17 protein-coding genes are annotated in these 20,807 nt (G+C 65.0%); 10 read left to right on the top strand and 7 right to left on the bottom strand.

Annotated elements, in window-relative coordinates; translation table 11 throughout:
* Positions 1-104 precede the first annotated feature (104 nt).
* The gene (locus HOY44_RS17565) at positions 105-1,949 is read right to left on the bottom strand and encodes a M3 family oligoendopeptidase (protein ID WP_008329458.1); all 1,845 of its coding nucleotides are present in this window, start codon (positions 1,947-1,949) and stop codon (positions 105-107) included.
* A 301-nt stretch (positions 1,950-2,250) separates the two neighbouring features.
* On the opposite strand from HOY44_RS17565, the gene HOY44_RS17570 reads away from it, so the two are divergent.
* The 4 genes from HOY44_RS17570 to HOY44_RS17585 all read left to right on the top strand — a co-directional run bounded on the left by HOY44_RS17570 (position 2,251) and on the right by HOY44_RS17585 (position 6,248).
* Complete coding sequence (locus tag HOY44_RS17570; protein ID WP_171043033.1) at positions 2,251-4,038, top strand: TadE/TadG family type IV pilus assembly protein; 1,788 nt, start codon at positions 2,251-2,253, stop codon at positions 4,036-4,038.
* A gap of 1 nt (position 4,039) precedes the next feature.
* The gene (locus HOY44_RS17575) at positions 4,040-4,582 is read left to right on the top strand and encodes a TadE/TadG family type IV pilus assembly protein (protein ID WP_040884450.1); all 543 of its coding nucleotides are present in this window, start codon (positions 4,040-4,042) and stop codon (positions 4,580-4,582) included.
* Between the two features lie 14 nt (positions 4,583-4,596).
* Positions 4,597-5,226 carry a TadE/TadG family type IV pilus assembly protein gene (locus tag HOY44_RS17580; RefSeq protein WP_138424059.1) on the top strand — a complete coding sequence of 210 codons (630 nt, stop codon included), beginning with the start codon at positions 4,597-4,599 and terminating at the stop codon, positions 5,224-5,226.
* Positions 5,227-5,336: 110 nt separating this feature from the next.
* Positions 5,337-6,248 (top strand): pirin family protein, encoded by a 912-nt coding sequence (locus HOY44_RS17585; protein ID WP_287436510.1) that lies wholly within the window; start codon positions 5,337-5,339, stop codon positions 6,246-6,248.
* A gap of 103 nt (positions 6,249-6,351) precedes the next feature.
* On the opposite strand, the gene HOY44_RS17590 is transcribed toward HOY44_RS17585, so the two are convergent.
* Complete coding sequence (locus HOY44_RS17590; protein WP_287436512.1) at positions 6,352-7,296, bottom strand: alpha/beta fold hydrolase; 945 nt, start codon at positions 7,294-7,296, stop codon at positions 6,352-6,354.
* On the bottom strand, positions 7,296-7,586 hold the full coding sequence (locus tag HOY44_RS17595; protein ID WP_008329421.1) for an SCP2 sterol-binding domain-containing protein: 291 nt from the start codon (positions 7,584-7,586) through the stop codon (positions 7,296-7,298). The genes HOY44_RS17590 and HOY44_RS17595 overlap by 1 nt, the downstream gene beginning before the upstream one ends.
* 176 nt (positions 7,587-7,762) lie before the next feature.
* Here HOY44_RS17595 and HOY44_RS17600 point away from each other — a divergent pair, with 176 nt between their 5' ends.
* The 5 genes from HOY44_RS17600 to HOY44_RS17620 all read left to right on the top strand — a co-directional run bounded on the left by HOY44_RS17600 (position 7,763) and on the right by HOY44_RS17620 (position 12,667).
* Positions 7,763-8,296 carry a tetratricopeptide repeat protein gene (locus HOY44_RS17600; RefSeq protein WP_287436515.1) on the top strand — a complete coding sequence of 178 codons (534 nt, stop codon included), beginning with the start codon at positions 7,763-7,765 and terminating at the stop codon, positions 8,294-8,296.
* A 29-nt stretch (positions 8,297-8,325) separates the two neighbouring features.
* Entirely contained in the window at positions 8,326-11,085 is a 2,760-nt protein-coding gene (locus HOY44_RS17605; protein ID WP_287436517.1) for a helicase-related protein, read from the top strand.
* On the top strand, positions 11,082-11,486 hold the full coding sequence (locus tag HOY44_RS17610; RefSeq protein ID WP_138424055.1) for an RNA-binding S4 domain-containing protein: 405 nt from the start codon (positions 11,082-11,084) through the stop codon (positions 11,484-11,486). The genes HOY44_RS17605 and HOY44_RS17610 overlap by 4 nt, the downstream gene beginning before the upstream one ends.
* A gap of 51 nt (positions 11,487-11,537) precedes the next feature.
* Complete coding sequence (gene fdxA / locus HOY44_RS17615; RefSeq protein WP_287436520.1) at positions 11,538-11,870, top strand: ferredoxin FdxA; 333 nt, start codon at positions 11,538-11,540, stop codon at positions 11,868-11,870.
* Positions 11,871-12,157: 287 nt separating this feature from the next.
* Positions 12,158-12,667 (top strand): CarD family transcriptional regulator, encoded by a 510-nt coding sequence (locus HOY44_RS17620; protein ID WP_008329411.1) that lies wholly within the window; start codon positions 12,158-12,160, stop codon positions 12,665-12,667.
* Positions 12,668-12,724: 57 nt separating this feature from the next.
* Here HOY44_RS17620 and cobS read toward each other — a convergent pair whose 3' ends face one another.
* Positions 12,725-13,480 (bottom strand): adenosylcobinamide-GDP ribazoletransferase, encoded by a 756-nt coding sequence (gene cobS / locus HOY44_RS17625; protein ID WP_287436523.1) that lies wholly within the window; start codon positions 13,478-13,480, stop codon positions 12,725-12,727.
* Positions 13,481-13,551: 71 nt separating this feature from the next.
* Between cobS and cobT the strand changes: the two genes are divergently transcribed.
* Entirely contained in the window at positions 13,552-14,568 is a 1,017-nt protein-coding gene (gene cobT, locus HOY44_RS17630; RefSeq protein WP_287436525.1) for a nicotinate-nucleotide--dimethylbenzimidazole phosphoribosyltransferase, read from the top strand.
* On the opposite strand, the gene HOY44_RS17635 is transcribed toward cobT, so the two are convergent.
* The 3 genes from HOY44_RS17635 to HOY44_RS17645 all read right to left on the bottom strand — a co-directional run bounded on the left by HOY44_RS17635 (position 14,565) and on the right by HOY44_RS17645 (position 20,737).
* On the bottom strand, positions 14,565-16,457 hold the full coding sequence (locus tag HOY44_RS17635; RefSeq protein ID WP_008329405.1) for a monovalent cation:proton antiporter-2 (CPA2) family protein: 1,893 nt from the start codon (positions 16,455-16,457) through the stop codon (positions 14,565-14,567). The genes cobT and HOY44_RS17635 overlap by 4 nt on opposite strands.
* A gap of 70 nt (positions 16,458-16,527) precedes the next feature.
* Complete coding sequence (locus HOY44_RS17640; RefSeq protein ID WP_287437268.1) at positions 16,528-17,748, bottom strand: PAS domain-containing protein; 1,221 nt, start codon at positions 17,746-17,748, stop codon at positions 16,528-16,530.
* Between the two features lie 79 nt (positions 17,749-17,827).
* Positions 17,828-20,737 carry a hypothetical protein gene (locus tag HOY44_RS17645; protein WP_287436528.1) on the bottom strand — a complete coding sequence of 970 codons (2,910 nt, stop codon included), beginning with the start codon at positions 20,735-20,737 and terminating at the stop codon, positions 17,828-17,830.
* Between the last annotated feature and the right edge of the window lie 70 nt (positions 20,738-20,807).

Here is a 20,807-nt window from a genome sequence, read left to right on the forward strand (position 1 = left end):
GGGTCCAGTCTCTTTCCGGTCGGAAAATATCCCCGGGGGAGGTTTGGAGGGGGCAGGCAGCCCCCTCCAACGGGTCGACGCGGGCGCAAGCCCGCGTCGAAACCTCAATCTTCCATCGCTTCGAGTTCGTCGATGAAGCCCGAAATCATGCTCAGGCCCTTGTCCCAGAATTTCGGGTCCGAGGCGTCGAGACCGAAGGGTTTGAGCAGTTCGGAATGGTGCTTGGACCCGCCGGCCTTCAGCATCTCGAAATACTTCTTCTGAAAGTCCGGATCGCCCTCTTCGTAGACCGCGTAGAGCGCGTTCACGAGGCCGTCGCCGAAGGCATAGGCGTAGACGTAGAACGGCGAGTGGACGAAGTGGGGGATGTAGGACCAGAAGGTTTCGTAGCCGTCCATGAAGGTGAACGCCGGGCCGAGGCTTTCGCCCTGCACGCTCATCCACAGCTCGTTGATCTGGCTGGTGGTGAGTTCGCCGCGGGTGCGGCGCGCTTCGTGCAGTTTGCATTCGAAGTCGTAGAACGCGATCTGGCGCACGACCGTGTTGATCATATCCTCGACCTTGCCCGCGAGCAGCACCTTTTTCTGGGCCGCATCGGGCGCTTCGGCCAGCAGTTTGCGGAAGGTGAGCATCTCGCCGAAGACGCTTGCGGTCTCGGCCAGCGTAAGAGGCGTGTCGGCCAGAAGCTCGCCCTGACCGGCGGCCAGCACCTGATGCACGCCGTGGCCCAGCTCGTGCGCCAGCGTCATCACGTCGCGCGGTTTGCCGAGGTAGTTGAGCAGAACGTAAGGATGCGCGTCGGTGACGGTGGGGTGGGCGAAGGCACCGGGGGCCTTGCCGGGTTTCACGCCGGCATCGATCCAGCCGCGATCGAAGAACGGCTCGGCGATGGCGGCCATTTCCGGGTCGAAGCCTGCATAGGCCGACAGCACCATCTCGCGTGCCTTGGGCCAGTCGATGACCCGCTCCTCCTCCATCGGGAGCGGTGCATTTCGGTCCCAGACCTCCATCGTTTCGAGCCCGAGCCATTTGGCCTTGAGCGCATAGTAACGGTGCGACAGCTTCGGATAGGCGTCGACCACGGCGTTTCTGAGAGCCTCGACCACCTCGGGTTCGACATGGTTCGAGAGGTGGCGCGCGGTCTGGGCCGAGGGCATCTTGCGCCAGCGGTCCTCGATCTCTTTCTCCTTGGCGAGCGTGTTGTGCACGCGGGCGAAGAGGGGGAGGTTTTCGCCGAACACGCGGGCCAGTTCGCGCGCGCCCGCTTCGCGGCGGGAGCGTTTCTGTTCGGACAGAAGGTTCAGCGTGGCCTCGAGCGACAGGTCTTCGTCCTCGCCTTCGGGTGAGAAGGTGAGGCGGGCCATCGTTTCGTCGAACAGCTTGTTCCACGCGGCGGAGCCGACGGCGGATTGGTCGTGCAGGAATTTTTCCAACTCGTCGGACAGCTGGTAGGGGCGCATCGCGCGCAGGCGGTCGAAGATCGGCTTGTAGCGGGCCAGATCGGCGTTGGCTTCGAACAGGGCGTCGAGCTTGTCGTCCGGAATTCGGTTGATTTCGAGCGAGAAGAACACCAGCGGCGTGGTGTAGTCCGTCAGCTTTTCCTGACAGTTTTGCAGGAACTGCGCCCGTTCGCCATCGGTCGTGACCTGATAATACCGCAGACCCGCGTAGGACATGAGCCGCCCGGCGATGCGGTCGATCTCCTCATGCGCCGTGACGCAGGTGAGCATGCCCTGAGCGTCCAGATCGGCCAGTTTGCCTTCGTAGCGTTCGGCGAAGTCGGCGCAGAGCGTTTTCAGCCGGTCGAGGTCGCGGGTCACTTCCGGCGCGTCGGGGGCCGCGTAGAGGTCGCTCAGATCCCAGTCGGGCAGATTTCCCAAATCCTTGCCGGACCCTGCGGGGTCGGTGGCGGCGTCGAAGACGGGGCTGGGCTTGGTCGGGATGCGCATGAAGTCTCCTGTTCGTGTGTCGGTCAAGACATAGGACGTGGGCGGGTGGGCCACAACACCCGGTCCGGTCACGTCCGTATTCAGGTCATGGTTCGCTAACCCACGCGGAATTTTCGTGGCGGATTGTGCATGGTTGGGAAACGCTGAAGCGCGGCGGCGGGTCACTGTCCCGTAAAGCTGCATGGTGAGTTTCAAATTTCAAACATTCGCCTCAATTCCGCCGTGGTTCTGGGGTCTCTGGATCGCGGTGAAATCCGTGTTTCGAACGCGGATGATGCGTTTTGACGCGGGAGACGGGACGATGACGGATCACGGCCTGAAAGATCGGAAGACCACGCAACGGGTGGACAATCCCGAGGGGTTCCTGCGTGACGAGCGCGGGTCGTTCATCATATTCGGGATCGCCGTTTTCATGCTGATGTGTCTGGCGGGCGGTATCGCGGTCGACACGATGCGCTATGAAACCCACCGGGTGCATGTTCAGGGCACGCTCGACCGTGCGATCCTTGCCGCAGCGTCGCTGGATCAGGATCTGGACCCGGAAGAGGTGGTGCTGGACTACTTCACCAAGGCCGGTCTGGGCCATGTCATCAGTCAGGACGACATCGACGTCTTCGAGAACCAAACGAACGGCGAGGTGGCCGACGACGTGGCCGTGACCACACGGCGGGTCGAGGCCTCGGTCAGCGCGCTCATGCCGACCACCTTCCTGCGTCTGGCGCATATGTACGATCTGGGCCTCTACACCGAAGGCGGGGCCGAAGAGGCGCTGTCGCTGTCCGAAATTTCACTGGTGCTCGACGTGTCCGGTTCGATGGGCAACTCGTCCAGTTCCGGCTATTCCAAGATCTATGAACTTCGTCGGGCCGCCAAGCGGTTCGTCAACGTCATGCTGTGCAACCCCGCCGATGCGGACGAGACCGAGGATTGCACGCTGACCGAGGGCGACATCTCGATCAACATCGTGCCCTACGCCGAACAGGTGCTGCTGCCGTCGAACCTGCTGCAGCGGTTCAACCACACGAGCGAGCACACCGAAAGCCGGTGCATCACCTTCTACGAGGACGAGTTCGACACGGTCGCCGTTCCGACCTTCTCGCTCGACACCTTCGTGACGAACGGGCGCCCGCTGCCCGCGCTTTACGGCGATCCGATCCAGCTTACAGGGTATTTCGACCCGTCGGGCGGCACCAACAGCACCCCGAACCCCGGCTCGAATTCGCCCTGCTACAACGATTATTCCGGCAGCACGAACGACTACTGGCGCGAGATTTACCCGATGGGCTTCTCCGCCGAGGCTCTGCGCGACGAGATCGACGATCTGGGCGCGAGCGGCAACACCTCGATCGACCTCGGGATGAAATGGGGCGCGGCCCTTCTGGACCCGGCGGCGCAGCCCGCGATCTCGGACCTCGTGGCCGCGAACGAAGTGAACGAGGCCTTCGATGGTCGCCCGTTCGAATACACCCAGCGCGGGATCGAAAAGGTCATCGTGCTGATGACGGACGGCGAAAACACCTCGCAGGACTATCTGCGGCGCGGGTATCACAGCGGGCCGTCGGGCGTTTACAAGGCCAACAGCTCGAACGACTGGTCGGTCTACGACGCCGACGATGATCGCTATTACTGGGTGAACGGCGGTCAGTGGCTCGACCACCCGTACGGCGAGGGCGAATACGAGGAATGCCATTCGGTCCGGCAATACTGGGGGTACTGGTGGTGGCAGTACAACTGGGTCGAAGAATGCGAGATGGTGTACGAAGGCAACGGCGCCACGCAGTTGACCTTCCCGCAACTGTGGCTTCAGAAGACCGCCAACTGGTATGACCAGTGGAACTTCCTCGCGGATGCGCACGACTATTTCAACTACAGCGAAAAGAACGACAATCTGGACGAGATCTGCACGGCGGCGAAGAACGCGGGCATGGTCGTCTTCACGATCGGGTTCGAGGTCAGCGGCAGCCAGCACGACATCATGCGCAGCTGCGCGTCGGCACCGGCCTATTACTTCGACGTCGACGGTCTGGATATCTCGGCGGCCTTCGCGGCCATCGCAAGGGAAATCTCGAAACTGAGGCTAGTGTTCTGAAATGACACATCGGGCAGGCATACTAAAAAGAATAAAACAGGCAATCAGACGGGAAGACGGAACGGCCTCGATCGAGTTCGTCATCCTCTTCCCTGCGCTGATGACGCTGTTCCTATCGTCGTTCGAAATGTCCGTCCTGCTTCTCAGGTCGGTCATGCTGGACAAGTCGCTCGACACGACGGTGCGCGAACTGCGCCTCGGGCTGGTCGATACGCAGACCCAGGGGGCGCTCAAGACGACGCTGTGCAACCGGGCGCCGATCATCTCGAACTGCAATTCGAACCTGCTGGTCGAACTGACACCGATCTCGACCGATACGTGGTCTTTCCCGGCGGGCAACACGACCTGCACCGACCAGTCGGCTGAAATCCAGCCGGTCGTCAACGTCACCTTCGGGCTGGCCAACGACATCATGATCGTGCGCGCCTGCGCCAAGGTCGACCCGTTCTTCGCCCCGTCGAAGTGGGTTCTGGACCTCGCCCCGCTGGACGAAGCCGGTCAATACGCCGTCGTCGCCGCCTCGACCTTCGTGAACGAACCGTGAGGGGAGGGCGACAGATGGAACCACATTTTTCGATCCGCCGGTTCGTTCGGGACGAGGATGCCTCGCTCACCGTCGAGATGGTGCTGATCCTGCCGCTGCTGATCTGGGGCTTTCTGACGGTCTACACGATCTTCGACGTGTTCCGCGCCCGCAATCTGGCGCTGAAGGGCAACTACGCGATCTCGGACCTGATGTCGCGGGAAACCGCATCGATCAACACGACCTATCTCAACGGCGTGCGCTCGGTCTTTCGCTATCTGACGCAGGGCGACAACGACACATGGGTGCGCGTCACCCAGCTTTACTGCAACGGCGATTGCGGCGATGCCGACAACCGGGTGCTGGTTCTGGACTGGTCGCGCGCGACCAATGGCGTGGACACCTACGAATCCGACGACCTCGACGCGTTGAATGCCGTGGTGCCGCTTCTGGGCTTCGGAGAGCGGATCGTCATGGTCGAAACCAGCGTCGACTATGTCGCGCCCTTCATCCCGCCGATGCTGAAAACCGTATCGACGGAGAACTACGAGTCCGGCTGGGGGTTCATGAAGAACAACACCTTCATCGACACCGTGTTCACCGAGCCGCGCTTCGGCCCGCAATTGTGCTGGGAATACGTGAACAGCTGCCCGGCGCGGTCCTGATCTGCCCGGATCTGTGCCTGCGTGCACAGAAACTGCGCCGCCTCGAAGCGTGGCGGCGGATTGTTGCGGGCCACGTGCAACCCTAAATTACGGGTCGAAAGGAGACGCTCATGTCCATTCGTCCCGTAATCTCCCAGACCCCCGCCCAACCCACGATGGAAGGCGCCGGGGTCAAGCTTCATCGCGGTTTCGGCTTCGGCGATCCCGAGGCCTTCGACCCGTTTCTTCTGTTCGACGATTTCCGGGGCGAGATGCCTTCGGATTACATCAAGGGCTTCCCGTGGCACCCGCACCGGGGGATCGAGACGATCACCTATGTGCTCGAAGGCACGGTCGAGCATGGCGACAGCCTTGGCAACCGGGGCACGCTGGGCGCGGGCGACATCCAGTGGATGACCGCGGGCTCCGGCATCATGCATCAGGAAATGCCGACCGGGAACGCCAAGGGCCAGATGCACGGGTTCCAGCTTTGGGGCAACCTGCCGTCATCGCTCAAGATGACGGACCCGCGCTATCAGGACATCGCGTCCAAGGAGATCCCCGAGGTCACCGATGACGACGGCACGGTGGTTCGTGTGGTCGCGGGCGAGTTCTGGGGCAAACGCGGCCCGGTCGACGGGATCGCGGCGGAACCGCAGTATCTGGACGTGACGATTCCGGCGGGGGTGAAGAAGACCTTCAAGATCGACACCTATCGCCGGGCCTTCGCCTATGTGTTCCAAGGCGCGGCGGCGTTCGTCGACGCCTCGAGACCCTCGGGCGTTCTGCTCGAGAAAGAGGTGTTCGGGCAGGAGGTTAACATCCGCGACATGTCGGGCAACCGCACGGTCGTGCGCTTCGGCTCGGGCGACGAGGTCACCGTGCAGGCGGGTGAAGAGGGGGTTCGGTTCCTTCTGATCTCGGGCGCGCCGATTTCCGAGCCGGTGGCGTGGCATGGGCCGATCGTGATGAACACGCGCGAAGAACTGATGCAGGCGATGCAGGATCTGCGCAACGGGACGTTCATTCGTCCGGCGCACTGAGGCGTGTGAAGGGTTTCGCCGCGGGCTTTGGCCCGCGTCGATCCGCTGGAGGGGGTTCTACCCCCTCCAGACCTCCCCCGGGATATTTAACGACCGGAAAGAGTTACGCGTGGGCTTGGAAGTGTTCCACAGTGCGCTGGTAGAACATCGCGCGCGTGTCCGGCACTTCCATCATGATCTCGTGTTCGGCCTTGGGGACGACGACGAGTTCGCCGTTCTTCCAGTGTTCCATCACCTTGTGAACAGGCTCCGTCGCCACGATCCGTTCGTCTGCCCCCAGAAAGGTGAGCGTCGGGATCGCGGGCGGCGGCGTGCGCGCGAGCGAGGCGGTTTCGCGCAGGGCGAGGTAGAGCCACGTGACCGAGGGGCCGCCCAAGGCAAGCTCCGGGTGCGCGACGAGTTGGCGCTGCATGAAGGCCCACATTTCGGGGTCTTTGGTCAGCTGGTTGTCCTCGAACGGGGCGATCTGCACGTAGCCTTCGCGCTTGGTCGCGGGCGACAGCTTGGTGCCGTCGCCGAAGGAATGGGTGAGCCAGGACAGCGACCAGGCCACGGGCCGCAGCCATGTGGCGAGACCGATGCCCCACATCGGCGCCGAAAACACCGCCGCGTTCACGGGCAGGTTGCGATGCAGCGCGCGCAGGCCGATGCAGCCGCCCATGGAGTGACCGATGAGATAGTAGGGCTTGGGCAGGTCGAGCTCGGCCACGGCCGCCATGACCGTGTCGACATCGACCTGATAATCGTCGAAATCCGCGACATGGCCCAGAAGCTTGTCCTCGGCCACCCGGTCGGCGATGCCTTGACCGCGCCAGTCCACCGCGATCATGTCGTATCCCTGTGCCGCGAATTCGGCGGCGGCGGGCCCGTATTTTTCCGCGTATTCCGTGCGGCCGGGGAACAGGAGCACCGTTCCCCGCGCCTTGCGCCGTCCCGATTTCGGCCAATGGGCCAGACGGATCTTCACCCCGTCGGGGCAGGTGAGCCAATAGGCCCGCCCGCCTTTCGGCCCCTCGGCCACTTCGTCGAAGAGCGGCGCGTCATCCATCAGGCGAGGATCGCGCCCAGCTTCATGGCGGTGCCCATGTCGCCGTCCACGGCAAGCTTGCCGCCCATGAAGGCCGCCGTCGGGTTCAGGTCGCCCGACATCATGGATTCGAAGGTTTCGGCGCTGGCGGTCAGGGTCACGTCGGTGTCCTCGTCGCCGGCATGGGCGCCGTTGCCGTCGACCACGACCGAACCTTCGCCTTCGATCACGAATTTCGCCGTCGAGTCGAAATCCTGACCTTCCATCTTTTCGTTGAGTGCGGTCACTGCCGCGTCGATCACGTCGCTCACCTCAGGGTCCTCCGAATATTGGTTGAGATGCCAAGTTTACGTCCCCGTCAGGTTAGCAGGCACACGCAGGGCGCGAAACAGGGGATCGCGCCAAATGACGTGCGGTTAGCGCCATATACGCGCGCGGTCGCGACATGGTGATGACAGCCGCGCGCGTCCGGCGCTAGGCTGTGGGCATGAGACGCATGATCCTGACGCTTTGCCTGTTGGCCAGCCCCGCATTCGCCGCGGATGACGAGCGGTTGAACGAGTTGTTCACTTCGCTCGAAAACGCGGACGAGACCAGTTGGGAGCAGATCGAGAACAAGATCTGGTCGGAATGGTCCGAGTCCGGCTCGCCCGCGATGGACCTGCTGCTGCAACGGGGTCGCGAAGCGACGACCGAAGAGCGGTACGAGGAGGCCATCGAGCATCTGACCGCGCTGGTCGAAAACGCGCCAGACTTCGCCGAGGGCTGGAACGCGCGGGCCACGGCCTACTACGCGGCCGGGCTGATCGGCCCGTCGCTGCACGACATCGCGCGCACGCTGGAACTGGAGCCGCGCCATTTCGGGGCGCTGTCCGGGCTTGGCCGTATCCTCGAGGAAACCGGCAACGATCCCGCCGCGCTCGAAGCCTATTCCGAGGCGCTGTCTATACATCCCCACCGACCGTCGCTAATCAGGGCCGTGGAGCGGCTTGAAGGCGCGCTCGAAGGAAAGTCCATCTAGCGCGCCGACTTGCGCGACGGGGAGCGTGGATGCCGGGCATCACGGCCGTTCTCGGCCCGACGAATACGGGCAAGACTCACTACGCCATCGAACGGATGCTGGCGCATCGCACGGGAGTCATCGGGCTGCCGCTGCGCCTGCTGGCGCGCGAGGTCTATGACCGGATCGTCGCGTTGCGCGGGCCGAGCGTCGTGGCGTTGGTCACGGGCGAAGAGCGGATCGTGCCGGAGCGGACGCAATACTGGGTCTGCACGGTCGAGGCGATGCCGGAGGGGCTGGGCGCCGATTTCGTCGCCATCGACGAGATCCAGCTTTGCGCCGACCCCGAACGCGGCCATGTGTTCACCGAACGTCTGCTGAACGCGCGGGGCATGCATGAGACCCTGTTCATGGGGTCCGACACCATGCGCGGGGCGATTGCCGCGCTGGTACCGAAGGTGCAGTTCATGCGGCGCGAGCGGTTCTCGTCGCTTACCTATGCCGGGTCGAAGAAGATCAGCCGGATGCCGGGGCGTTCGGCCATCGTGGGTTTCTCGGTCGATAACCTTTATGCGCTGGCCGAGTTGATGCGGCGGCAGAAGGGCGGGGTGGCCGTGGTCATGGGGGCGCTGTCGCCCCGGACCCGGAACGCGCAGGTGGCGATGTATCAGAACGGCGACGTGGATTACCTTGTCGCGACCGACGCCATCGGGATGGGTCTGAACCTCGACGTGAATCACGTGGCATTCTCGGCCTTGTCGAAGTTCGACGGGCGGCGGATGCGGCGGCTCGCGCCGAATGAACTGGCGCAGATCGCGGGGCGGGCCGGGCGGTATATGTCCGACGGGTCGTTCGGCGTGACGGGTGAGGCGCAGCCGCTTGAGGATGAGGTGGTCGAAGCGATCACGAACCATTCCTTCACGCCATTGAGGAAACTCAACTGGCGCAACTCGGACCTTCAGTTCGGCACGGCGCAGGCGCTCATCGCCTCGCTCGAGGTCGGCACGGATGACGAATGGCTGATGAAGGCGCGGGAGGCGGACGACCTGATCGCGCTGCGGGATCTGGCGGACGATCCCGTCGTCAGTGCGCGGGCGCATGACGGCAAGAGCGTTCGCCTGCTTTGGGATGTGTGCCGGGTGCCGGATTTCCGGGGCATCAGCCAGACCGAGCATGTGACGCTGCTTCACAGGCTTTTCACAGACCTGCACGAATATGGCCGCGTGAACGAAGATTGGTTCGCGCGGCAGGTCAAACGGATTGATCGGACTGATGGCGAAATCGACACCCTGTCCAAAAGGTTGGCGTATATCCGCACATGGACCTATGTGGCGCAGCGAAATGGGTGGCTTGCCGACGAAGGCCATTGGCGCGGCGAAACCCGTGCGGTAGAAGACCGCTTGTCGGATGCGCTTCACGCCGCACTGACCAAGCGATTTGTCGACCGGCGCACATCCGTGCTTTTGCGCCGGTTGAAGCAGAAGGAGGGCCTTGTGGCCGAGGTGAACGACAAGGGTGAAGTGAGCGTCGAGGGCGAATTCGTCGGTCGGCTGGAAGGGTTCAGGTTCCGGCAGGACACGTCGTCGTCGCCCGACGAGGCCAAAACCTTGCGTCAGGCGTCCGTCGCCGCGCTGGCCCCCGAGTTCCATCTCAGGGCGGACCGGTTCTACAACGCGCCCGATACCGAGCTCGATTTCACCGAGCAGGGCGGGCTGATGTGGGGCGACAGCGCCGTCGGCAAGCTGGTCAAGGGCGACGACATCCTGCGCCCGCGCGTGCAGGCCTTCGTCGATGACGAGGCGGGGACCGAGGTGGCCGAAAAGGTCGCGCGCCGCTTGCAGCATTTCATCGACCGCAAGGTGGCAGGCCTGTTCGAGCCGATGCTGGGCATGCAGAAGGACGAGGCGCTGACCGGGCTGGCCCGTGGCTTCGCGTTCCGTCTGATCGAGGCTTTGGGCATCATCCCGCGCGGAAACGTGGCGGGTGAGGTCAAGGAACTGGATCAGGACGCGCGCGGTAGCCTGCGCAAGCATGGCGTCCGGTTCGGGCAGTTCACGATCTTTATGCCGCTCCTGCTGAAGCCCGCGCCGACGCGCCTGCGTCTGGTGCTGTGGAGCCTTTTCAATGGTCTGGACGAGTTTCCCGAAGCGCCGCCGCCGGGTCTGGTCACGATCCCTGTGATCGAAGGCGTGGGCGACGAGGTTTATACGCTGTCCGGCTATCACAAGGCCGGGGCCCGCGCGATCCGCATCGACATGCTGGAGCGGCTGGCCGACCAGCTTCGCGCGCAGGATTCCAAGGCCGGGTTCGAGGCGAACCCCGACATGCTGTCGATCACCGGCATGACGCTGGAGCAGTTCGCCGACCTTATGTCCGGTCTTGGCTACAAGGCCGAGAAGGGCGAGCGGCCCAAAGCCAAGCCGGTGAGCGAGGCCGAGGCGACGCCGGAGGCTGGCGAGGCCGAGCCGCAACCGATTCCCGAAACCGAGGGCGCATCCGAGGCCGAGGCCACGCCGGATGCCGAGCCGTCAGCCGAGCCTGAGGTCGAAGTCTACTATACCTTCACCTGGGCCGGGTTCGCCCGCAAGGGCGGTGGCGCCCCGCGCGGCGGCGAACGTCGCGGACAGGGCGGCAAGCCGCAGGGTGGCAAGCCCAAGGGCAAGGGGCCGCGTCGCGACGGCGACCGGGGCAAAGGCGGGCAGGGCGGCAAGGCCAAGACCTTCTCGTCCCGACCGCCGAAGAAGGACAAGCCGATCGACCCGGACAACCCGTTCGCGCAGGCGCTCATGGGGCTCAAAGACAAGAAATGACCGGGGCGCCGGAGGGCCAGCCGTCCGCGAACGGGCCGCGCGCCACGATGCGGGCGGACAAATGGCTCTGGCACGCGCGGTTCTTCAAGACACGTGGACTGGCGACGAAACTGATCGCCGCCGGACACCTGCGGGTGAACGGGACCAAGGTCGCCAAAGCATCGCACGGGATCGGGGCGGGGGATGTGCTGACCTTCCCGCAGGCCCGGCGCGTTCGCGTCGTCCGGCTCAAGGCACTGTCCGAACGGCGCGGACCGGCCCCCGAGGCGCAGGCGCTGTACGACGATCTGAGCCCGCAGGAAACGCACGTTCCGGCGAATCCCGGTTTCGAAGGAAAGGGTCGTCCCAGTGCGAAAGATAGACGCAACGCACGTCTTTACGATCCGTCCCGGCTTGAATGATTGCGCCGGGGGCGGTAGGCACAGCCGAAACGACCGGTATCTGGACCTGACATGACATATATCGTCAACGACAAGTGCATCGCCTGCAAATACACCGACTGCGTCGAAGTCTGCCCCGTGGATTGCTTCTACGAGGGGGAGAACATGCTGGTGATTCACCCCGACGAATGCATCGACTGCGGTGTGTGTGAGCCGGAATGCCCGGCGGACGCCATTCGCCCGGACACCGAGCCGGAAGCGGAGAAGTGGGTCGAGTTCAACCGCAAATACTCCGAACTCTGGCCGGTCATCATCGAGAAGAAAGACCCGCTTCCCGAAGCCGAAGCGCGCGACGGGGAAGAGGGCAAACTGGAGAAGTACTTCTCCGAAGCGCCGGGCGGCTGATTCGCCCGATCCGCGCTGCGGCGCGGCGAAAACAGCGGCTTTCATAGGCCAAACTCCGCGGATTCAGGGGGGATTCACCCGAATCCGCCGTGAACCCTTTGAAATTCGGCGATTCTGCGCTATATAGAACTTCGCTGTGAACCATGACACCTGACCAGCGCCCATTGGGGGCCAAATCTGGGCGTGCCTGAATTGCGAAAAACAATCGCGACGATGTAAGGAAGCTTTCCTTGCACCGTGCGTTTTTGTCGCCCAGGTCGCGAGGTGCTGAAAGGAAGTACTTGAAGATGAGCAAAGCCAAGAAGCTTGATTTCCGCCCGAACGAATACGTCGTCTATCCCGCGCATGGCGTCGGACAGATCGTATCCATCGAGGAACAGGAAGTCGCCGGGCTTACGCTGGAACTGTTCGTGATCTCGTTCGAAAAGGACAAGATGACGCTGCGCGTTCCGACCAACAAGGCGACCGAAGTGGGTATGCGCTCGCTCTCGTCGCCGGATGTCGTGTCCAAAGCTATGGATACGCTCAAGGGCAAGGCCCGCGTGAAGCGTGCGATGTGGTCGCGCCGCGCGCAGGAATACGAACAGAAGATCAACTCGGGCGATCTGATCTCGATTGCCGAGGTCGTGCGCGACCTGCACCGCAACGACGACCAGCGGGAGCAGTCCTATTCCGAGCGGCAGCTTTACGAAGCGGCGTTGGAGCGTCTGACCCGCGAAGTGGCTGCGGTGTCCGGTGGTGACGAAGCTGCCGCGCAGGAAAAGGTCGACGGCGTTCTGACCTCGCGCGCCGCCTGATCCGCGCAAAACACTCAAGTTTCCAGAAAACGCCGCTCCGCTTGGGGCGGCGTTTTTTCATGTGCTGATGGCGACCAGCGCGCCGAGGGCAGCAATTTCGCAAAGCTGTTGAGCCGAGCCGAGGACATCGCCGGTCTGCCCCCCGATCTTGGCTTTCGCGATGGCGGCGATCGCGAGTGTTGCAAGCGACACCCAGAGGATCGGGGCGAGGGCACTCGTGCCGAGGCACAGGAAACCCGCGAGCAGAGCGACGAGCACGCCGAGGGTCCCGGTGGCCTGAGACGGGCGGCCGACGCTTTGCGACAGTCCCGCGCCCCGCGCATTCGGCATGGCGGCCGTCAGCACGGCCATCGGGGCGCGGCTGAGGGCGCCCGTGGCGACCAGAACCCAGAACAGGCCGCCGAAGGGCATGAGTGCGGCAAGCGCGGCCCAGCGTGCGATGAGCGAGAGCACCAGCGCGATCACCCCGTAACTGCCGACGCGACTGTCCTTCATGATGTCGAGGCGTCGCGCGACGTCATGCCCGCCCCAGAAGCCGTCGGCCACATCGGCCAGCCCGTCCTCGTGCAATGCGCCGGTCAGGACGATCTGGGTCGCCAGAACCAGTGCGGCGGCGAGCTCGGCGGGCAGGCCCAGCCACAGGGCGACCCCGCCAAAGACCGCCGCGACAGCGCCCGTGACGGCACCGGCGAGGGGCCAGGCCCAGGACGCACGCGCGCCACGGGCGTGGTCCGCCGGGACCGGAAGCCGGGTCAGAAGCGCCAGCGCGGCGGCGATGTCGCCGGGGGTGGCAAGGGGGTCGGAACGGGCCATGACTTTCGCCTTGTTCTCGTTGATGAAACCTCGGTAAGCCTTCGCCCGCGACACATCAATAGGAGACGCCCATGACCGCCCCCTTCGAGACGCTCGACGCCTTTCGCGCCATCCTCGCGGACCTGCCGCAGCCGGACGCCGTGGCCGTCGCCGGGGCGCAGGCGCGCAATGGGCAACTGACGAAGCCGCCGGGGGCACTGGGGCGGCTCGAGGATCTGGCGATCTGGTATGCGGGATGGCGCGGTGACGCGCGGCCCGGCCTGAACGCGCCGCAGGTCATCGTCTTCGCGGGCAACCATGGGGTGACGGCACAGGGCGTGTCGGCATTTCCGGCGGACGTGACCGTGCAGATGGTCGCGAATTTCGAGGCGGGCGGCGCGGCGATCAACCAGCTCGCCAAGGCATTCGGCGCGAAGATGGACGTTCACGCCCTGTCGCTCGACATCCCCACGGCGGATTTCACGCAAGGCCCGGCCATGAGCGAGGCCGAGGTCATCGAGGCCTTGCAGATGGGCTGGAACGCGGTCGATCCGCAGGCCGATCTGCTGGTCACAGGTGAAATGGGAATCGGCAACACCACCTCGGCGGCGGCCATCGCCCATGCCCTGTTCGGCGATTTGGCCGAGGATTGGGTGGGGCGCGGCACCGGGGTCGACGACGCGGGGCTGGCCAACAAGGCGCGCGTGGTGCGCGAGGGGCTGAAAGCCAACCCCGGCGCGTCCTCGGACGGGCTGGAGGCGCTCAGGTGCCTCGGGGGGCGCGAGGTCGCGGCTATGGCCGGGGCGATTGCGCGGGCGCGGGTGCTGGGCATTCCGGTGATCCTCGACGGGTTCATCTGCACCGCGGCGGCGGCCTGTCTTGAACAGGCTGCGAAAGGTGCGTTGGATCATACCGTCGCCGGTCATGTCTCGGCAGAGGCCGCGCACGGGCGGCTTCTCGCGCTGCTGGGCAAGACGCCGCTTCTGTCGTTGGGAATGCGGCTGGGCGAGGGGTCGGGCGCCGCACTTGCGATCGGCGTGCTCAAGGGTGCGGTCGCCACGCACAGCGGCATGGCGACCTTCGCCGAGGCGGGCGTGTCCGAGGGTTAGGAGGCTTTCGCCTCGTCCTCGTCATCCTCGTCGAAGTCGTCGTCACGCGAAGGCTTGGGGTCCTGATCCAGCGCCATGAGCTGTGTCAGCATCGCGCTTTCCATGTCCTTATCGAGCGCCATGGCGCGTTCACGGTAGGCCTCGTTCTCGTCGGCGCGCAGCTTGGGATCCCAATAGTTCGCAAGTTCGCGGATGATGTGGCGGTCGTGCTTGTAGAACATGCGCTCGGCCTCATGCGCCTCGAACTCCGACAGGCCGATGTTTTCCAGCACATAGCGCCCGACGCGTAGCGAGGAGTCGAACATCTCGCGCACGATGTCGTTGGCCCCGGCCTGATACAACCCGTAGACATGCGTCCGGTCGCGGGCGCGGGCGATGATGTGGATGTCGGGGCGTTGCGCGCGGGCGTGCGCCACGATTTTCATGCAGGCTTCCGGGCTGTTGACGGCGACGACGAGGACTTTGGCCGACAGCAGCCCCGCGGCCTTGAGCAGGTCCGGGCGGGTCGGGTCGCCGAAGAACCCTTTCACGCCGAATTTCCGCATCATCTGAATGGTTTGCAGGTTGTTGTCGAGGACCGTGGTTTCGTAGCCCACCGACCGGACGAGCCGGTTCACCACCTGACCGAACCGGCCGATGCCCACGATGATGACGTCGGAGGTATGGTCGATCTCGTCCTCTTCGTGGTGCTCGGTCTTCTCGGACGCGCGTCGGTCGTAGAAGTCGTAGGCGATGAAGGCGAGCGGCGTCAGCAGCATGGACAGCGCGATGACCGTCAGCACGTCCTGACCGATGGCGTTTGTGATGACGCCCTGCTGGGCCGAGAACGTCACCATCAGGAAGCCGAATTCACCGGCCTGCGCAAGGCCGAGCGTGAAAAGCCAAAGGTTCCGTCCGCGCAGGTGGAAGAAGTAGCCGAGCGGCGCGAGCACCGCCGCCTTGGCCGCCATGAGCAGGACCGCGAGGCCGATCAGGCGGGCGGGGTCGGCGATGAAGCCGCGCACGTCCATCCCGGCGCCGACGGTGATGAAGAAAAGGCCCAGAAGCAGGCCCTTGAAGGGTTCGATGTCGGTTTCAAGCTGATGCCGGAATTCCGAGTTCGCCAGCATGACGCCCGCAAGGAAAGCGCCGAGTGCGGGGGACAGGCCGACCATGTTCATGAGCGTGGCGATGCCCACGACGATCAGCAGGGCGACGGCGGTGAACATTTCGCGCAGGCGGGCGCGACCGATGAAGTTGAACACCGGGCGCACGAGGTAACGGCCGCCGAGGATGATCGCCGCGATGGCTCCGAGCGTGACGAGGGCGACGCCCCAGCTTGGCAGGTTCTCGACGATGGACACGCTGGAATGCTCTTCCCCGCCGTGGTGCGCGCCGCTGGAGGCGAGGAACGGGAGGATGAGCAACATCGGGATGACCGCGATATCCTGCGTGAGCAGAACCGAGAAACTGGATCGCCCGCCCGGCGATTGCATCAATCCCTTTTCCGTCAGGGTTTGCAGGACGATAGCGGTCGAACTTAAGGCGAGCATGAGGCCGACGGCAAGCGCGACCTGCCACCCTTCGCCAAGCACCATGACGCCCGCCGTGACGACCCCGGTTGTGAGCAGCACCTGAAGGCCGCCAAGCCCCATGAGCCTGTGTCGCATGTCCCACAGCGCGCCAGGGTCGAGTTCGAGACCGATGATGAAAAGCATCATCACCACGCCGAATTCGGCGAAGTGCATCAGCCCCTCGGTCTCGCCCCCGTCGATCCCCGTGATCGGCCCGATCAGGAGGCCCGCGACGAGGTAGCCCAGAACCGAGCCGAGTCCGAGACGGATGGCGATGGGAACGGCGACGACGGCGGCACCGAGGTAAATCGTGGCATTGAGGAGAAAGGTTTCCATGGGCCGATATTTGCAACCGCCTGTAACATTGGCAATGCACAGCGCGCGGCGGACAGGCGGAAAAGCGCGTTCAGCCCAGCCTGTCGCGTATTTCGTTCCCGAGGTGCATGATGCGATCAAGTCTTGTGCTGATCCTGTCTTGGAACACCTTCAGCTGACCGATGATATCCGTCAGGCTTTCACCCGATTTCGGCAGGCGCGCGCCCTCGATCTTGCACATGACGCGGGTGGTCGACAGGCCAAGCACATGACGTTCCATGGTGTCGCAGGCCGACAGGATGCGCCGCGCCTCGTCCTGCACGAGCGAGATGGCCTTGCTCGCCTCGACCTTGTAGGCGTCGACGAGATTTCGAAGAATCTCGCGCTCGGTTTCAAGGTCGGTGTGGCCCAGCTTGCGCCGTTCGAAGGTCAGTTGCAGGTCGCAAGCGTTCAGAAGGCGCGAAAGTCCCTGGATCAGCAGGGTCTGGATCACCGAGGACTGGATCGACGAAAAGTTGCTGTCTTCGCCCAGAACATGCGCCTCGAACCATTCGAACATATCACGCGACATGATCCCGTAGTTCTTGGACAGGGTCGAGATCGGTCCGCCCGTGGGTTCCATGCGCGAGGCGATGACGCGCAGGTTGTGGGGCACGGTGCGCATGGCGTTGAAGTCGCGGATCAGCCCCTCGGTCTCGGTCTTGAGCGCTTCGGCATGGCCCATCGTGTCGCGCAGCGCATCCATGCGGGGGTCGGTCGGGCGACCGAGGCCGGTGTCGCGCGCCGTCAGTTCCTCGGACAACGCATGGGCCGCGAATTCGGCATAGGTCGGAAAGCCGTGTTCGGCCAGACGGGCCAGCAGGCGGCGTGCGCTTTCCTCCGGCTCGATCTTTTCGGTGAGCTCGACCTCGCGCAGCGCGGCGTATTCTTTCTCGACCGTACGAAAGAGCGGGCTCGTGGGTTTTATGCGGGCCGAAAGATAGCCGTCGCCATTCGGCATCACGACGGCGAACACCCAGTAATAAAGCCCGTCCTCGGCCCGGTTCTTCACATAAGCCCCGATGGGCCGACCCTGTTTGATCGTGTCCCACAAGAGCCAGAAGACCGCGCGCGGCATGTCGGGGTGGCGGATGATCTTGTGCGGAGCGCCGAGCAGGCGGTCCCATTCATAATGGGCTACGCGGCGGAACACGTAATTGCCGGATTCGATCACGCCGCGGGCATCGGTGCGCGAAAAGAACACCTCGTCCAGATTGAAAGGAGCCTCACCCGATGTTGGGCGGAACTCCTGTCGTCTATCCTGAATTGTCACGGCCCAAAGCTCCAACACGCGCCAGTCCGGCTGTCATGTCGGTCTTATCCGTGAAGAGTTGTCGCGCGGTTAATCCGGGTCAGCCCAGCGGCAGAACGTCGAGCGCGAACTGACGCCCGCCTTTCTGGTACACGAGCCGGGTGTCCGAGATCGCGACGACCTGTCCGCCGTCGAGCCGGTCACCGACCGACACCTTCACATAGCGCCCGTTGCCCATCCGCACGAGCGCGCGGCGCGACGAGGACGAGCCGTAGACGCCGATCAGGTTGACCCGACCGAGGTTGAGGGCGTTCTTCATCGTGGCGGTGCGCGCGACCGATGCCGACGACGGGATGATCGGCTGGTTCGATTGCACGGCGGCGGCCACGACGGTGGTGCCGTCGGAGTGGTCCTCGGCCTCGTCCGCCGCTTCTTCGTCGTTCTGGGCGCTCTGCACGGCCTGTTCCACGAGGGCTGCGAAATTCGACGGGCGCTGGCCCGGACGCATGGAGGTGAGCACGGCGAGTTCGGTCGCGTTTTCGATCACGGCGGTCTGCTCGGCCTCTGCCGTCGTCTCGGGCGTGTCCAGCGCCTCTTCCACGGCATCGTCGAGCGCGGCGGTTCGCGTGTCGGGCGCGGCTTGCGTGTCGAGCCGGTCAGGCCGGGCGCGGGGGCGCAGTTCGGCCAGTTCGTCCCGGCTCAACCCGCCCAACTGCGCGCGTTCGGTGAGTTCCGCGAGGTTGTCGGGCCGGGCCTGCGGGGAGATCGTCGGGGTCTCGGCAGGCAGGTCGAGGGCCGCATCGTCCTGCGTCTCGGGCACGATGCCTTCGGGGCGCGGCGCGGGCACCACGGAGGGGCGGCCCTGAATGACGATCACGCCGGTGGGGGAAACGGCCCCTTCCGGCGTGGCAATGACGAGCCCATCTTCGTTGAGGTCGAAGGATGTTCCGGGGGGCGGTGGCGGTATCGGCGCATCGGTCGGAGCTTCGGCCACGGTGCCCGGATCGGGCAGGGCCAAAGCATCGCTTGCCGAAATCTCGGGGTCGATGGAGGCGACATAGACATCGTCGCCGCGTGCCGTTTCGGGTTCGCCCAACGGATCGGGCGCGCGCTGATAGACGCCAGTGACCGCGTATTGGGCTTCGGCCTCTTCGGCGGTGAGAACGCTGGCGGTGTCGACGGTCGGCTCGGGCTCTGGCTCAGGGTCGACGGCGGCTTCGGTCGAGGCAGCGGGGTCTTCCGTCGCCACCGGGGTTTCCGCCGGTGTCGTGGCCGGGTCCGGGTTGAACAGCGTCACCTCTTGGTCGTCGAGGAAGACGGTGGACCAGAGCGCGGCGGCCGCCATCAGAAGCAGCAGGACGAGGGTCAGGATCAGGCCCATGTAACGCGGGCGTCCGCGTTGCGTGGCCTGGTTGCGGCGCGCGCCGAAGACGGTCAGCGATTCCGCCTCTTTCGAGCGCGCGTCGAGTTCCTTGTCCTTCGGTTTTTCCTTGCGCGCACGCTTCGGCTTGTCCGCCTTGGCAGGCTTTGCAGGGCCCGGATCGGGTGTTTTCGCGGCGGGGGCCGGGGCAGGGTCGTCGAGGTCCGCAGGCGGTGCGGGGAGCGGGGCGAGCGGTGTCGTCGCCTCGTCCTTCGTCGGGCGGCGCAGGCGCGACCCGGCGGATGAGGAAAGGCCGCTGATGCCGGAGGACACCCGCGACAACAGGCCCGGCTTTTCCTCGCCCGGCGTCGGTGTCGGTGCGCTGATGGCACGTGCCATCGCCTGTCGGCGCGTCTCGGCCTCGCCCGACAGGCCGCGCGGGGCGGGGCGGGTGTCGTCGATGACGAGGGGCTTTGGCTTCTGGGCGGCATCGTCACCCTTGGCGGGGGTCGATGCGCTGTCGTCGATGTCCGAGATGCGCGGCTCGGTCACCCCGGCCGATGCGGTCGGCGCGGGGCGCGGGGCAGGAGCCGCCGGTGCCGGAGCGCCACGGCGGGACGTGAACGACGGCGTTTCGGGCTCGGTGGCCGGAGCGGCGACGCTGGGCGCCGGGGTCGGCGCGGCCTTGGAGGGTTCGGGATCGCGCGCCGGGGCGGGCGCTTTCGGCCGGTCCGGTGCGGGGGCGGGCTGCGACCGCTGGATCGGTTTGTAGGCTGGCTTGGCGCTGATTTCCGTGGGGTCGTCCGGCGTCGGCGGGAACGGCGCGAGCACGGGCGGGGCCGAGGTAGCACGGGGCTTGCGCGCCGCCGCTGGCGCACGGGGGGCGGTGGCCTCGCCGGTTTCGTCCGCACCGGGATCGCGCGGGAAGGCATCCAGCGCCGGACGGTCCGAAGGGCGCGACGCGGGCGTCGGGTCCGGCATCGGGCGCGCGGGTGCGGATTGCTCGGGTTCGGCGGGCGTGGGTTCGGGTTCGGGCTGCGCCGTGACGGGTTCGGGGCGCGTCGTCGGCGCGGGCACGGACATGCCGCCCGGCAAGTCGATCTGGCGCGGATTGCGCGGCACCGGGGTCGCATCGGGCGTGACGCGCTCGTTGCCACCCAGAATGCGCGGCGCGGATTTGGTCTTGCCGAAGAACGGCTCACCCGAGAAGGCCCCATTGGCCGGGCGCGCGACGAAGCTGACCGGGTTGAACCCGAATTGCGACGCGAAGCCTTCGGCCTCTTCCATCGTCTCATGGGCCAGAACGGCGACGCGGGCGACATCGCCCTCGGCCCGCCAGTCGAACACAAGCTCGGACACCGGGTAGGGCGTGCGCCCTTCGAGTGCGACGCGGATCTGCACTTCGCGCGCCACATCGTCGGGGCCGGGCGCTTCGAGCGTCGTATAGAGGATCTGGCTGTCGGGGATGATGAGCTTGGATGTGACGGTGCCGTCGCCCAGCTCTTCGGCCACCGCGCGCAGGGCCTTGAGATGCTCGGACATCTTCGGATCGTCCAGCGCCACTTCCCCGACATAGCCCCAGCCGCCCGCTGCGCGAAACAGGAGGCGGATGCCGTCATGGGTGAAATCAAGCGCGAAATTCGGCTTCATGGCCTGTGGTGTGCCCGGTGCAATGTCAGTCGATCTCGGGGCCAAGTCCCCGGAGTTTTTGGGAAACTAT

The sequence above is a fragment of the Maritimibacter sp. genome, assembly GCF_016774595.1.
In the GTDB taxonomy this organism is placed as follows: Bacteria; Pseudomonadota; Alphaproteobacteria; order Rhodobacterales; family Rhodobacteraceae; genus Maritimibacter; species Maritimibacter alkaliphilus.